The sequence below is a fragment of the Psychrobacter sp. CoH-33_TS_01 genome (genome assembly GCF_058189395.1).
Genome location: NZ_JBVGQI010000004.1, coordinates 26,382 through 40,242 on the forward strand (window position 1 = coordinate 26,382; position 13,861 = coordinate 40,242).

General features: G+C 46.1%; 9 protein-coding genes. 2 read left to right on the forward strand and 7 right to left on the reverse strand.

The features are described from left to right. Nucleotides 1–17: 17 nt before the first annotated feature. The gene (locus tag ACZ2XM_RS08035) at nt 18–272 is read left to right on the forward strand and encodes a hypothetical protein (RefSeq protein ID WP_490589439.1); all 255 of its coding nucleotides are present in this window, start codon (nt 18–20) and stop codon (nt 270–272) included. Between the two features lie 195 nt (nt 273–467). Here ACZ2XM_RS08035 and ACZ2XM_RS08040 read toward each other — a convergent pair whose 3' ends face one another. From ACZ2XM_RS08040 to ACZ2XM_RS08065, 6 genes are all read right to left on the reverse strand, one after another. Then, nucleotides 468–4,370, reverse strand: coding sequence for an AAA family ATPase (locus ACZ2XM_RS08040; protein ID WP_490589438.1), 3,903 nt, complete (start codon nt 4,368–4,370; stop codon nt 468–470). A gap of 94 nt (nt 4,371–4,464) precedes the next feature. Continuing rightward, nucleotides 4,465–6,027 (reverse strand): exonuclease SbcCD subunit D C-terminal domain-containing protein, encoded by a 1,563-nt coding sequence (locus ACZ2XM_RS08045; RefSeq protein ID WP_490589437.1) that lies wholly within the window; start codon nt 6,025–6,027, stop codon nt 4,465–4,467. 311 nt (nt 6,028–6,338) lie between these two features. Further along, nucleotides 6,339–7,844, reverse strand: a complete 1,506-nt coding sequence (gene cysG / locus ACZ2XM_RS08050; RefSeq protein ID WP_490589436.1) for a siroheme synthase CysG — start codon at nt 7,842–7,844, stop codon at nt 6,339–6,341. A 396-nt stretch (nt 7,845–8,240) separates the two neighbouring features. Further along, on the reverse strand, nt 8,241–8,864 hold the full coding sequence (locus ACZ2XM_RS08055; RefSeq protein WP_490589435.1) for a phosphoadenosine phosphosulfate reductase domain-containing protein: 624 nt from the start codon (nt 8,862–8,864) through the stop codon (nt 8,241–8,243). Nucleotides 8,865–8,925: 61 nt separating this feature from the next. Further along, complete coding sequence (locus tag ACZ2XM_RS08060; RefSeq protein ID WP_490589434.1) at nt 8,926–9,597, reverse strand: DUF934 domain-containing protein; 672 nt, start codon at nt 9,595–9,597, stop codon at nt 8,926–8,928. Continuing rightward, nucleotides 9,590–11,272, reverse strand: coding sequence for a nitrite/sulfite reductase (locus tag ACZ2XM_RS08065; protein WP_490589433.1), 1,683 nt, complete (start codon nt 11,270–11,272; stop codon nt 9,590–9,592). Before ACZ2XM_RS08065 ends, ACZ2XM_RS08060 begins: the two co-directional genes overlap by 8 nt. A 204-nt stretch (nt 11,273–11,476) precedes the next feature. Here ACZ2XM_RS08065 and sat point away from each other — a divergent pair, with 204 nt between their 5' ends. After that, on the forward strand, nt 11,477–12,742 hold the full coding sequence (gene sat / locus ACZ2XM_RS08070; RefSeq protein ID WP_490589432.1) for a sulfate adenylyltransferase: 1,266 nt from the start codon (nt 11,477–11,479) through the stop codon (nt 12,740–12,742). 173 nt (nt 12,743–12,915) lie between these two features. On the opposite strand, the gene ACZ2XM_RS08075 is transcribed toward sat, so the two are convergent. Then, nucleotides 12,916–13,530: a hypothetical protein gene (locus ACZ2XM_RS08075; protein ID WP_490589431.1), complete on the reverse strand. Its 615-nt coding sequence runs from the start codon at nt 13,528–13,530 to the stop codon at nt 12,916–12,918. Nucleotides 13,531–13,861: the final 331 nt, after the last annotated feature.

The following is a 13,861-nucleotide window of genomic DNA, read 5'->3' on the forward strand; positions in this document are numbered from 1 at the left end:
ACTACTAAGGATATTTTATGGAAAAGAACCCGCTAAAAATTGCTATCGCCGTAGTATTGGCCTTTGTTCTGATTCCCGCTATTGGCTATTATGCCGTTGGAACAGCAGAGACCGACGTCGTGAATGAAGCAGATATCGGCGCCGGTGAGACCACCCAATTACTCAAAGCAGCAGAGACAGCTTCTAATGCTAAGATTACGGACAGCCCCGCATTGGCAAAGCAGATAATTACCAATCGTAATGCTGAAACGGTATTAGTTGCGGCTAAGTAGTTAGTAATAGTTAAATCGAACGGCAAGTTTCCCATTGTGTTCTTTCTGCTTATAGTCAAATATTTGCGAATAAGCACCATTGGCACAAATGCTAAGATTATTAGTTACGATTACTTATACTGCGCCCATAAAAATAAAGCCACCAAGCTATTTGCTTAGTGGCTTTTTTGCGCTTCGATTATTAATAGTTAAGCTTTAACTGGCTATTTGACGACAGCCGGCGCCGCTAAGCTTACTATGACCGCCTGAGATTCTCTCAACCTTGACCTGCGTTAAAATACGGTCTTTAAGCGCTTGCACGTGTGAGATCACCCCGATCAGTTTCCCTTCCTGCTGCAGTCCTGTCAGCGTCGTCAGTGCAATCTCTAACGAGTCCTCATCAAGCGTACCAAAACCTTCATCCAAAAATAACGAATCGACACAGATATTCTGGCTCGCCATTTGTGACAGTCCCAGTGCTAGGGCTAGACTGATAATAAAGCCTTCACCACCTGAAAGGTTTTTAGTACTGCGTATCTCCCCACCTTGATAGTTATCAATGACCGTAAGCTCAAGCGGATTTTCCGTATCACGTTTGAGCAGGTAGCGGTCACTCATCTTATGCAACTGGGCGTTGGCATGGCTGACCATAATGTCAAAGGTGAGACCCTGCGCAAAGGTACGGAACTTTTTACCATCTTTAGAGCCAATTAGGGCATGTAGATTGTTCCAGACCTCAAGCTTATGGGTTTGCTCAGCAATCTTTGCTAATTGTGCTTGCTGCTCGCCTTTGCGTGCTTCATTGTCTCTAAGGGTTTGGTTAATAGCGCCAATTTGCTCAGACAGCGTATTTATCTCAGTTTGAAGCGCTTGCTGGCGAGCGACTAAGTCCTCACGGCTTTCTGCGGTCAAAGGCTCTGCTTGCAAGATGGTGAGGTTTTTCTGAGTTTGGGTTAATAAGAGCTGCGCTTGTTGAACGGCTGACTCAATATTGTGCTGGCGCTGTTGTAAAGCATCGCGCTCTTCTTTAGGCAGGCGTGCGGCTAAAAAGGCTTGCTCAGTAGCAAACTGTGACTCAGCTAGTAATTCGGCAAAGGTTTTCTGTTGCGTCGCTAGAGTAGTCTCGGTAGCGCTAATATCATTGACCAGTTTTTCTTGTCTTTCTTGTGATTGCTGTAGAGTCTGCTTAGCATTATCTAGCGTCCTCTGCGCTGCTGCTAGCTGCTCTTGTGCCTGCTCTTGCGCAATACGCAGTTTATCGGCTTCCACTTCCCAATCTTTATCGCCAAACAGGTCTTTACGCTCTGCCTTTAGCGCTTCTATGCTGATCACCTTATCGTTAAGCCATTGTGACAGCTTATTAAGCTCGCCAGCTTTCTCATCCCGTTGTGTTTGCTTAGCACTAATTTGTGCGGTCAGCCCGCTCAAGTTAGTGGTTAAAGTTTGCTGCTGCTCGCGCTCTTTACGCAAATGCTCGCTGAGTTTTTGTAAGGCGCGATGCTGTTGTCGTAAAGCCTCCATAAAGACGTTACATTCATCTTGATAGCTGACCTTACGTTGGTCAATATTTCCTTGCAAGGTAACTAGCGCTGATTTGGCGGGCAACTCAGTAATATCGGCTAAATGACCGGCTGCCATAGTTATTGATAAGCCATTCTGATATTTATTCACGAGGTACGTGATGTTCGTTATCACCGCCGCTAACTCGGTAAAATTACTTACCGTAGCGATTTCGATACTTTCTATTTTTTGGGCATCGAGGCTGATATTGCTGTTGAGCTCGTTGACTTGATCAGTTACTTGCTGTTGGGCCGTCTCTAAAGCCGTCACTGCTGTACGCGCCTCATCAACCCCCTGGCTGAGCTCGTCATACTGGCTTAAGGTCGTATTCAGCTTGACTCTGTGCTGTTCAAGTTGCTGCTTTACTTGATGAATAGCCTCAGACCGTTGCGCATCATTCGTATAAGGGACGTTCAAGGGCTGAATTATAGATAATAAGGGCTCAGCATAACCTGATGCGCTATTCAATATATGCGCAATAGCAGAGTGTAGCTGGCCGTTCATTTCCTGTACACGAGTTTGCAGGGTGGCTAGGCGTTGCTGCTGGCGCTCAAGCTCATTATTGGCTGTTGCCAATGCCACCCGTTGATCGGCTAACGTATGCTCATGGGTCTTGATAGCTTGGTTTAAGGTCTCAATTTGTGTTTGTAGCTGCTGCTCTTGTATCTGTTGTGCCTGTAGCGTTGACGACTTCTTCGCTAATAAGGGATGGTTGCCACTATAAGGATGCTCCGTTGCGCCGCACAAAGGACAAGGCTGACCGTCTTCTAATAGCTCGATATAGTCCTCAAGCTTAGCGACCTTTTGCGATAGCGCTAGATGGTCTTGTTTCTCTTGACGCTGCTGAGTCGCAGTTTGGATAGCGTCTTCGCTAGCTTTGATATTAGCAGCTAAGGTCGTTAGCTCGGCTTGATCTGCTAAAGCCTTCTGAATCTGCTGACTCTCAAGCTCAATCTCTGCTATTTGCTGCAGCTGATAAGTTAGCGGCTCTATCTGTACCATGATCTCGGTAATATGATTTTGCTGTTGGCGCAAATCAGGCACCTGCTTACCTTGCAACAAGTCGGCTTGCTGCTGTTGCAAATTCGCCAAATGCGTTTGTTGTTTACCAATCTTGCCTATGTCTTGTGCTTGCTGTTGTTTGAGCTGCGCTAGCTTAGTATCGCCAGCTTGCTTGGTTTGCTTAAAGTTCAGCTTGTCTGCGGCTAAATTGGCATTGGCTTCTAATAAAGCTCTTAGCCGGCTGCAATGCGTGGTATTGGTAGCTATATCGCTATCAAGGTCGTTCAGCTCGGGATGACTGTTTAAATACTGCTCTGTGCTGGTAAGCTGCGTCTTTGCCTGCTGCTGCTCCTGTTGGTCCGTCTCTATAGCTTTGGTTAACCGTTCTAAATCGTTATTAAGCTCAACTAGCCTTGCTTCCTCATTCGCTATAGCAGCGGACTGCTGTTGAATTTGCGCATCGAGCGTGCGCACTTGCGTATGGATAGGCCGTTGGCTCTGCCCGTGCTCGGCAGCTTGTTGCTCAGCAGCTTTAGCAGCTATCAAGGCATCGGTAGCGGTCTTTAACGTGGTTTGTTGCGTGGCTATTTTTTCAAGTAAATCCGTTTGCTCTGTCTTAAAGTTGGCTAAGGTTTGCCGGCTATAACTTAACTGACTATAAGGGCTGTCTATCTCTAAAGCACTCATGGCTAAACTTAGACGCGTGGCTTCAGGTGCAAAATTTTGCTGGCTCGTCTGCGCATTAGCGAGTGCCTGCTCATGTTGTTTAAGAGATTGCTGCTGCTCATGGAAATCATCCAACCATTTAAGTTGGCTGTCTAAATCAGCTAGCGTCTGCCGCTGGGTGACTTGCTGCTCCCCTAAAGCTTGCCCCTGTGCTTGGAGTTGGCTTTCTTCCTCAGCGCTTAATAAGGCCAACCCTGCTAAGCCCGTACGCAGATTGGTTAATACGGCTTCCTCTTCACGCTTCTTTTCAAACACATGCGTAGATATAGTCGCATAGATATCCGTACCGGTTATTTTCTCTAAGATATCCGCACGCTCGTCAGGCTTGGCTTTTAGAAAGGCAGAAAAACTGCCCTGAGCCAATAGGATAGAGCGGGTAAATTGCTGAAAGTCCATCCGCGTCAGCTCAATGATTTTGGCTTTAGTACGCGATAGCTTGCTCTCAAGGATATTATCTTCAGCGGCGCCCGCTACAATTTCGGCGACTTCATGGGTGGCGTCCTGCAAGTTACCATCAGCTTTATTATGCGCACGGCGTTGACCCCAGCGGCAGCGATAGTGTTTGTCCCCTAAGTCGATGACCACTTCGGCAAAGCACTCTGCTGTCTGCCGAGTCATGACCTCATTGCTGCTTTTGCTGATGCTATTGATACGCGGCGTCTCCCCATAGAGTGCCAGACAAATCGCATCCAATATCGTGGTCTTGCCCGCACCGGTCTGCCCAGTGATAGCAAAGATACCCTCGTTAATAAAGGCCTCATCAGCAAAGTTGATGTGCCATTCGCCTTTGAGGGAGTTTAGGTTTTTGAGTCTAAGTTCTATGAGTCGCATGGAGAAAAACAACCGTTGTTATAATTATGGGAATGAAGGAATAGGAGCAGTCTCGTAAGAGGAATGAGTCTCTGGGTAATGGGTAGAAAATACGTTATTCCGCTCGGTTATCCGCATGGCGAATGTTATATAAAATCTCTTCATAAGCCGCTTGCAGCCCGCCACGTTGTGATTCGGCTACTTCATGCGCATTGAGACAACGCTTAAATACTTCTAACTCATCCAAATCTTGCAAGGTCTCAGTAGACTCTTGTTGCTGCATGACTTTATCGTAAGTACGAGTGTTTTTAATTTTTAACACTTCACACGGTAGACCGTCTACTAGTGACTCTACCAAATCACGTAAATTGGTTACGATTTCATCGCCAGTATAGATAATTTCTAACCAAATGGTCTCGGTAGGGGTTAAAGACTGCAAAGCGGTCGTAATAGCATCTAAATCCCCTGAGACTTGCGCCAAAGGTTGGAAGCAAGGGATGGGTAAGGAGACCACTTGCATATGGCAAGCCGCGTCTTGATGCACGACTTTAATGGCCGGAGGGACTTGATTAAGTAGGGTTGTTACTGTGGCAGCAGGCTGACCAGTGATTATCTCTGCAGAAGCACTTTTAGAGTCGTCATTTTCGGGTTCAGTCACTTCCGCAAAACCAAATAGGTCATCCATAAACTCAGAGTTATTCGTAGCTGTCTTAGGCTGATTAATATTAACTTCTGGAGTTTTGGCTGTTTCTACAATGCTAGGCTCTAGGGTCGCAACTGTTGGTTTAACGGTATCTCCGCTAGTAAAGTCCCTAAGCGCTTCTCCAAACTGAACGAGCAGTACTTGTTTCTGCTGGCGAGCTTCCCCAAAGCCCATTGCTAACGGGGAGCCGGAATAGCGAATATGCTCGCAACCGCCTACTTTTTGCGGCACATGTAGGTGACCTAAGGCGACATAGTCAAAGCAGTTGGCAAACATATCTGCTGAGACTTTGCCCAAAGAGCCGACATACAGCTCGCGCACGCCATCATCATCAGTGGTCCTGCCACCCGCCGCAAAGAGGTGCCCAGTAGCGATGATAGGGATATGACGACCGTGAGCCTGGATTAATGCTGCTTGCTCAGTCTTAGCAATGGTCGCTACCTCATCGTAGTGAGCCTTAATCCCTGCGACCACCTTTGCGTCTTTATCATCGGCAGACTCGCCAGCGACACTACCACGCACATCACGGTCGCGTAGATATGGCACTGCGGTGATAATGCAATAGGGTGAGCCAGTATTGTCTGTCAAGGTCAGCACTTCGTTGGCGACATCTTCACAAGCGGTGCCAATCACATGCACGTTTAAGTGTTTTAAGAAATCCCTTGGCGCATCTAAAAACGACGGCGAGTCATGATTGCCCGCGACAATGACAATATGTTGGCAGCATAACTTAGTCACCTGACCTAAAAACTCATAATATAAAGCCTGCGCCTTATTGGTCGGAGTCATGACATCAAAGATATCACCAGCGACGATTAGCACATCGACGTTATGCTCTACGATAGTCTCTGTTAGCCACGATAGGAAAGTCGCAAACTCTTCATAGCGATTTTTGCCATAAAGCTTGCGGCCGAGGTGCCAGTCAGAAGTGTGTAAGACGGTAAGCGGAACAGGAGGAGCAATAGGGTTGGTCATAAGCGTAGGTGCAATCAATATAGGAATAAGGGTTAGGTCGATTATAAAGGATGTTAGCGATAATTATGCGGGTCAAAAGTCCTTTCACGACAAGGTGATAAATTAGCAGGATAATAAAGTATAAGGCTCACATCCAAGTTATCACGATTTGATAACCCCTATGGTAGCCCATTATTAGAATGAATAATAACCACCCGATAAACGGTAATAGTCAGTTAATAAGGCACAAGTTGCCCTATAAGATAAGACAACTGCTAACAGGAAGGTTAATAATACTATGACGACTTTTTATGCCTATCTAAATCAGTTAGCTAAACCATATTAAGAGCATGCGCCTGTTGGTCGGAGTCCATATCTACAGTACTACCGTCTGTACCAAACCAAGCTAAGGTCGCATGTAAGCTGACGACCCGACCCAAGATAAGCAAGGCTGGCGTGGGCAGAGTAGCATTGGCTTGTTTTTCAACGATATTGGCTAAGGTACCCGTTAGCACTTGCTGGGTAGGTAAGCTAGCGTGGGCAACGATAGCAATCGGCGTCTTAGGATTACGACCCGCCGCAATCAAGCCGGTAGTCAGACGCTCTAAAGCGTGCAGTCCCATATAAAAGACGACGGTCTCATTTTCGTCCAGTAGATTCGCAAAGTTATTATTCTCCGCGCCCGCTTTCATAAAGCTGGTGACGAACTTAATGGATTGAGCATGGTCACGATGGGTGAGGGGAATCCCGGAATAGCATGAGGCAGCATTAGCCGCAGTGACACCGGGCACGACTTGATAAGCAATACCTGCGGCTTGTAAGGCTTCAATTTCTTCACCGCCACGACCATAGACGAAAGGGTCGCCACCTTTTAGGCGCACGACACGTTTACCAGTCTTAGCAGCATTGATTAATAACTCATTGATACCTTGCTGTGCGACCGCATGATTGCTACGCTTCTTACCGACAAATACCTTATCGGCATCACGGCGGCACAGATCTAACACTTTATCTGAGACCAAAGCATCGTAATAGACGATGTCGGCTTGCTGCATGAGGCGTAGGGCTTTAAAAGTCAGTAACTCAGGATCGCCCGGGCCCGCACCTACGATATAGACTTCACCGTTTTTCTTAATAGGGTTAATCGGTTCTAAGTTAGCGTTTGAGGGGGTTATAGACTCTGCTAACTGCTGCGCGGTTTCCGCCAGATTATCCTCAAGCGCTTGCTGGGCTTCTTTATCGCGACCAGCAAACATCAACTCGCTGACCCGGCCTTCAAAAGCACGCTCCCAAAATTGGCGTCTACCCGTAAGCGTTGGAATCTTCGATTTTACTTCTGCGCGCATGCTACCGGCCAGCTTGGCCAAATTACCATAGCCTTGTGGAATCAAGGTCTCAAGGCGGGCGCGCAGTAGGCGGGCGAGTACTGGGGCTTTGCCATTGGACGAGATACCAATCACGATGGGGTTTCGGTCGACGATAGCAGGGAAGATAAAATCACATAGGGGCGGGGTATCAACCACATTCACAGGGATATTAAGCGTCTGGGCATCAGCATGGACTTGATGGTTGAGCGCTTCATCATCGGTACCTGCAATAATAATACGCTTGCCGGCGAGCCATTTTTTATCGTAATGCTCATGGATTAGGGTATGACGACCACTGGCGATGCCTTCTGCTAGCAGGGCTTGAACTTCCTCGGTAATCTCTGGCGCGACAATGGTAATACAAGCACCAGCGCGGGCGAGCAAATCCGCTTTACGCTGCGCCACCTCACCGCCACCGACAATGAGGATGGGCTGATTATCTAGCTTAAAGAATAGCGGGAAGGTGTTCATAATAGCGCCCTAAGTCAATTAAAAGGTGTGCAAAGATGGTTAGTAAAATAGCCTAAGCAAATAAAATGTTTTAAATTCTACGGTATTATGAATCATCTCTATAGTCAATTCTTTCGCCAAATTAAGCTTAGATTAGTCGATTTAGTCATACTGAGTCTAAAGGATTAGACATTAAGCGTTTGGAAATAATAACCTTATATTTTTTCCGATTATTAAATTGAATAGGCTGCTTTTGAAGGGAGGTCGAGTACTGGTATATAAAGATGGCAAATATGGTTTCTTAAATAGAGAAAGGGCAGTGGCTATCCTGATACCTATGCCCTTAAAAAAATCCCCTTAACCAAATTGGCAAAGGGGATTTTTTGTTTTATCCGTACTCAGGCTAGTAGCCCTGTATTACAGCTGAGTATGCAAACCACACTCACGATGCTCTTCTACTTTCGTCGGATCAAAGTAATCAAACTCGTTGGGCAGGTTATTCTCTTCTAGATATACGTCAAGATCTGCGTCCGTCTTGTAAAACAACGGGGCAACTTTCAATACACCGCTTTTAGACTGGCTAAGCACATCAAGACCTTGGCGGAATTCGGTTTGGTCTTTACGGATGGCGTTAAACCAAACGTCAGGCTGTAGCTCAGCTAGAGCACGACCGAACGGCTCAAGTTTGACTTGCTCGGTGAAGATTTCATGTTTGGCATCGTCAACGCCAGGGATGCCGCCTAAAGTCACATCACGATGGGCACGCGTCTGTTGTGGGATATAAGTCACAACATTTAGGTTCAGGTCTTCGATAACCTTATTAGCAAATTTATAAGTAGCGTCGGTGTTATAACCTGAATCTACCCATAGTACCGTGATATCAGGACGTTGCTTGGCAACGAGATGCAAGATAGCAGACTCGTAAGGGCGGAAGTTCGTCGTGATGATTGGGTTTTTTGCGTCTTTCAATGCCCAAGCCACGATTTCTTCTGGAGTTTTGCCTTGTAGGTCTTGGTTAGCTTGGTCGATATTAATGCTCATAAATAATCCTTAAAAGTAAGTAGAAAGTAAAATTGTGAAGTAAGAATAATTGCTAATAGGGTTAGGCATTAGCCAGTGGTCGCTCATCTACCTGGATTTCAGCCTGTGCTGTGCGGAACATCGGTAGACGGCTAGCGTCATCACCGCTATAGGCCGTAGGTAGGGCATAGAAGGCCGTTTGAATGTCATCCACCATATTTTCATGGGCGATAGCAAAAGTATCGACCCCTGAGCGCATAAGGTAAGGAATCTGATCACGGCCAAACGCGCCGGCCATACGGATTTCACCGGTGTAGCCTTCTAAGCGCAGATAACGGGCCAGACTAAAGCCGCGACCATCGGTGAATAATGGCGTATAGATAACTATCAAATCCAGAGCTCGTACTAGAGAAGTACTGGCGGGCTCTTCTTCATCGTTAGCTTCGTTAGCCGTCTGCTGTAGCTTTAATAGAGCGTCAAGCTGCTCGGTAGTGGTGGCGGTATTGGCCCATAAGCCGATGCGACTGCTACGCTGCGTTATTAACCCAAAAGTCTCTTGTAGTATGCCTTGTGCAGTCAGGACTTCCGTGAGCGGTAACACCACATCAAGGCGCTCATTACGATGCAGCAACTCGTCTAAATGGACGGTAGCGACTGCAATGCCATCCGGCAGCTCAGCCGTATGTAGGGCATGCCAAGTATCCTCATTGGTAATGTCGATACCTTCACGGTCTAAAATATTATGATTACCCATATACAGCTTCCTTAAACGGCGCAATACCGACCCGCTCTACAAAGTCACTAAATAATTCGTGGCTGTCTTCCTCTTGATGGCGCTCGCGAGTATAGACATCCAAGATGGTTTGAATGGTTGCGGCGACCTCATCCGAGGCCACAGCGCGGCCCAAAATTTTGCCGAGGCGCGCATCTTCTTTTGAGCTGCCACCCAGGCTAATCTGATACCAGTTTTCGCCTTTTTTATCCACGCCCAAGATACCGATATCACCGACATGGTGATGGGCACAGGCATTCATACAGCCTGACATGTTTAAGCGAATATCGCCTAAGTCATACAGGTAGTCGATGTCTGTAAATTGTTTTTCGATTTGCTCAGCGATATTGTGCGTGGTGGCATTGGCCAATGAACAAAAATCAAAGCCAGGGCAGACAATCATATCGGTCAGCGTGCCAATATTGGCGCGAGCTAAGTTGAGGGCAGAGAGCTGTTGCCAAATGGTATAGAGATCCGTGATTTTGACATCAGCAAACACCAAGTTTTGGTGATGGGTCGAGCGAATCTCACCAAAGCTGTAAGTATCTGCCATATCAGACAGTTGGTCCATTTGCGTGGCGCTGACATCGCCTGCAGGCACATATTTGCCATCGATTAAACCGGCCTTGAGTGAGATTACTACAGCGCGATATCCGGACACTTTATGAGCGACAGTGTTGTGCTGGTACCAATCTGCAAAGGCCTTATCATTTAATTGCTCTTGCAGCTGAGACTGACTGGCCAAAGCATCGATTTGCTCATAAGGATGCTCTGGAAAGTAGCTTTGCGCGATAGCAAAGTTGTCTTCATTTAGCGTCAGTGGGCCGTCTTTACTACGCGCTTCCCACTCAGTCTCAACCAATTTGGTAAAGTCTTTGGCACCCATGCTCTCAACTAAGATTTTGATACGGGCTTTAAATTTATTATCGCGGCGACCATGCAGGTTATAGACGCGTAAGATGGCATCTAAGTAGCTCAATAGGTGGTTGCGTGGTAGATACTCACGGATTACCTTGCCAATCACTGGGGTACGCCCAAGACCACCGCCTACCATGACTTCAAAGCCTACTTCGCCCTCATCATTTTTGACCAAACGTAAACCAATATCGTGGACTAGCGTGGCGGCACGATCTTCTTCTGTACCAATCACGGCAATCTTAAATTTACGCGGTAAGAAAGCAAACTCAGGATGAAAGGTCGACCACTGGCGAATAATCTCGCAGTAGGGGCGGGGGTCTTCCACTTCGCTAGCATTGATACCGGCATACGGGTCTGTGGTGGTATTGCGAATACAGTTGCCCGAGGTCTGGATAGAGTGCATCTGCACGCTCGCCAGCTCAGCTAGGATATCCGGCACTTCTTCTAACTTGGGCCAGTTCAGCTGAATATTAGTACGGGTGGTAAAGTGACCATACTCTCTATCATATTTACGAGTGATTTCGGCCAGCTTGCGCAATTGGCGGCTGGTCAGCAGGCCATAAGGGACGGCAATACGCAGCATAGGCGCATGGCGTTGGATATAAAGGCCATTTTGCAAGCGGAGCGGTAGAAAATGCTCTTCAGATAGCTCGCCTGACAGGTAACGACGAGTTTGGTCGCGAAATTGGGCGACGCGCTCATCAACCATTGCTTGGTCTGCATGGGTGTACTGATACATAGACGGCTCATACGATTGTCAAATTGATGAGGGTATAGTACCTATCGCGGCGGGGTTCGATAAATTCATATCAGTCATATCCATATCCAAACTATGCATAGATATGAATAAAGGAAGTTAGGTAGGCTAGTGCCCATCCTGACTAATACCTATTTATTAGCTTCCTTAACTTCCTATTTCTCATGATGATTAAAGGCCTGTTTTATGACTGCATCTAGTACCCAACCTGTCCAGCGTCTTGGCAAAACCAGCATCGTCCCGCCGCACGGTAGCGAGCATTTAAAGCCCTTGCTATTAGAAGGTGAGGCCCTCAGCCAAGCCCAGCAGCAAGCAAAAAGCCTGCCACAGATTACGCTGAGCTCAAGAGAGCGCGGCGATCTCATTATGTTTGGTATCGGCGGCTTTACCCCGTTAAATGGCTTTATGAATCAAGCTGACTGGCAAGGGGTGGTCGATGAGATGACTTTGAAAAGCGGTGATAATGCGGGGTTGTTTTGGCCTATTCCTATTACTCTATCTACCAGCGAAGCTATAGCAAATAGCCTAAGCAAAAATGATAAAGTTGCTCTCCTCGCTGAAAATGGCGAAATAATAGGCATCCTCACCGTAGAGGAAACTTATAAAATCGACAAAAATCACGAATGTCAGCAAGTATTTACCACTACTGATACCGAACATCCGGGTGTGAAGCAAGTATTGGAGCAGGGCGAAGTCAACGTTGCCGGTAGTGTGGAAGTCCTTAGCCAAGGGGAGTTCCCAACGCTATACCCTGAAATTTATAAGACCCCTGCTGAGACTCGTGCTCTATTTGAAGAGAAAAACTGGCAAACGGTTGCGGCTTTCCAAACGCGTAACCCAATGCACCGCTCGCACGAGTATCTTGCCAAAATCGCTATCGAAATCTGCGATGGGGTGATGATTCATTCGTTGCTAGGTGCCTTAAAACCGGGCGATATCCCAGCTGAAGTGCGTCAAGAAGCGATTAAGACCTTAATTGACAACTATTTTAAGCAAGATACCGTTATTCAGGCTGGTTATCCTTTAGATATGCGTTATGCCGGACCACGCGAAGCCTTGTTGCATGCGTTATTCCGTCAAAACTATGGTTGCAGTCATCTGATCGTCGGTCGTGACCATGCGGGTGTAGGCGATTATTACGGACCATTCGATGCGCAATCGATATTTGATGAAATCGATCGCGATGCTATGCAGACTAAACCGCTGAAGATTGACTGGACGTTTTGGTGTAATGCTTGCCAAGCGATGGCCTCAACCAAGACTTGCCCACATGATGGCGAGCATCACGTCAAAGTCTCAGGTACGAAGCTACGTAAAGCACTATCAGAAGATGAAGAAGTGCCAGAGAACTTTAGCCGCCCTGAAGTACTAGCTATTTTACGCGAGTATTATGCCGGTATCGCTAAGGAAGACCGTGCTGAAGTACAGTTAAAAGGTCACTCGGCGGTATAACTGTATGTTTACCAATTGCACAATCTAAGATGAATTGAATTTATTTAAACTCGTTTATATATAAAAAAACCAGCCCTTATAACAGTGCTGGTTTTTTTGATATAACAGAGGTGTAAAGAGGGGTAGGGTTGGTATTCGTTTTTTAATAGTTTGCACGATAATTTAAATAATAATTAGTAAATAGTCATTGCTGATTGTAGTGCACCAAAAATAATTAATAACCAAAAAAAGAATCCTAAGACCATCCAAACATAATTTGCTGCGGTAAATTTATCATTGGACAACCCTTCTATATCGCCAGTAGCAATATTCGCCTGGTGCTGCGCTTGCCAAATACTCCAAGCAATTATACCTATCATAACAACAGTCACCACCAGATAAACCACCCCTATCATCTCAAAATTATCCATGCCGTTAAAAGCAATCTCACCAATGATGTACAAGGTGGCAGGGATAGTTAATTTCGATAAATTCTGGCCGCTATTAGCAGTAGCTGCTGTATGCATTTTATCGAAGAGACTGTGGATGAAAAATATAGCAAACAAGGCTCTAGCGACAGGCCATACTTTTTCACCGGTACTGTCACGCCATCTTGACCAGTTTTCCCAAAACCAATACAACGTATACACACTAAAAGTCAAAATGAATAAAGCGAAAAACTTCCTTTTAGAGACAATGTAAAAAGGCGCATTTTGCACTAATAATGGCGGCGGCAAGGTCTCAGCAGTGGGGGCTTGATAAGGGTTATTAGGAATAACCGTATGTTGCTGAGGTTTTTCTAAGTTCATTCATCGTCCTTGAAGGTCATAAAATAAGCGGCAATATCGGTAAATCATAAGTTTTATTCATTATAAAACAAGCTTTTTTTAAATTAAGTTCGGTTTTATTTTAGGGATTTATATATGCCATATAGATATTAACTATATAAATCAGCTAATCATAGCCTTAAATTTTTATTATTCCGTTTAATTCTTTTGATAGCCAAATTAATCTCTAAGCAGAAAATATAAGGGCTGTTAGCATAGCGCCATCATATAGTCAGTCCACTCAAGACTTGACACAGAGTCACTGGTATAAGTTTGCGCCTGCCTCAGTCATATAATGACTTCTAGCCAGAAA

Excerpts from the sequence above, each read along its gene's own strand:
- ACZ2XM_RS08035 (WP_490589439.1), top strand. The coding sequence starts at position 18 with ATGGAAAAGAACCCGCTAAAAATTGCTATCGCCGTAGTATTGGCCTTT.
- ACZ2XM_RS08040 (WP_490589438.1), bottom strand. The coding sequence starts at position 4,370 with ATGCGACTCATAGAACTTAGACTCAAAAACCTAAACTCCCTCAAAGGC.
- ACZ2XM_RS08045 (WP_490589437.1), bottom strand. The coding sequence starts at position 6,027 with ATGACCAACCCTATTGCTCCTCCTGTTCCGCTTACCGTCTTACACACT.
- cysG (WP_490589436.1), bottom strand. The coding sequence starts at position 7,844 with ATGAACACCTTCCCGCTATTCTTTAAGCTAGATAATCAGCCCATCCTC.
- ACZ2XM_RS08055 (WP_490589435.1), bottom strand. The coding sequence starts at position 8,864 with ATGAGCATTAATATCGACCAAGCTAACCAAGACCTACAAGGCAAAACT.
- ACZ2XM_RS08060 (WP_490589434.1), bottom strand. The coding sequence starts at position 9,597 with ATGGGTAATCATAATATTTTAGACCGTGAAGGTATCGACATTACCAAT.
- ACZ2XM_RS08065 (WP_490589433.1), bottom strand. The coding sequence starts at position 11,272 with ATGTATCAGTACACCCATGCAGACCAAGCAATGGTTGATGAGCGCGTC.
- sat (WP_490589432.1), top strand. The coding sequence starts at position 11,477 with ATGACTGCATCTAGTACCCAACCTGTCCAGCGTCTTGGCAAAACCAGC.
- ACZ2XM_RS08075 (WP_490589431.1), bottom strand. The coding sequence starts at position 13,530 with ATGAACTTAGAAAAACCTCAGCAACATACGGTTATTCCTAATAACCCT.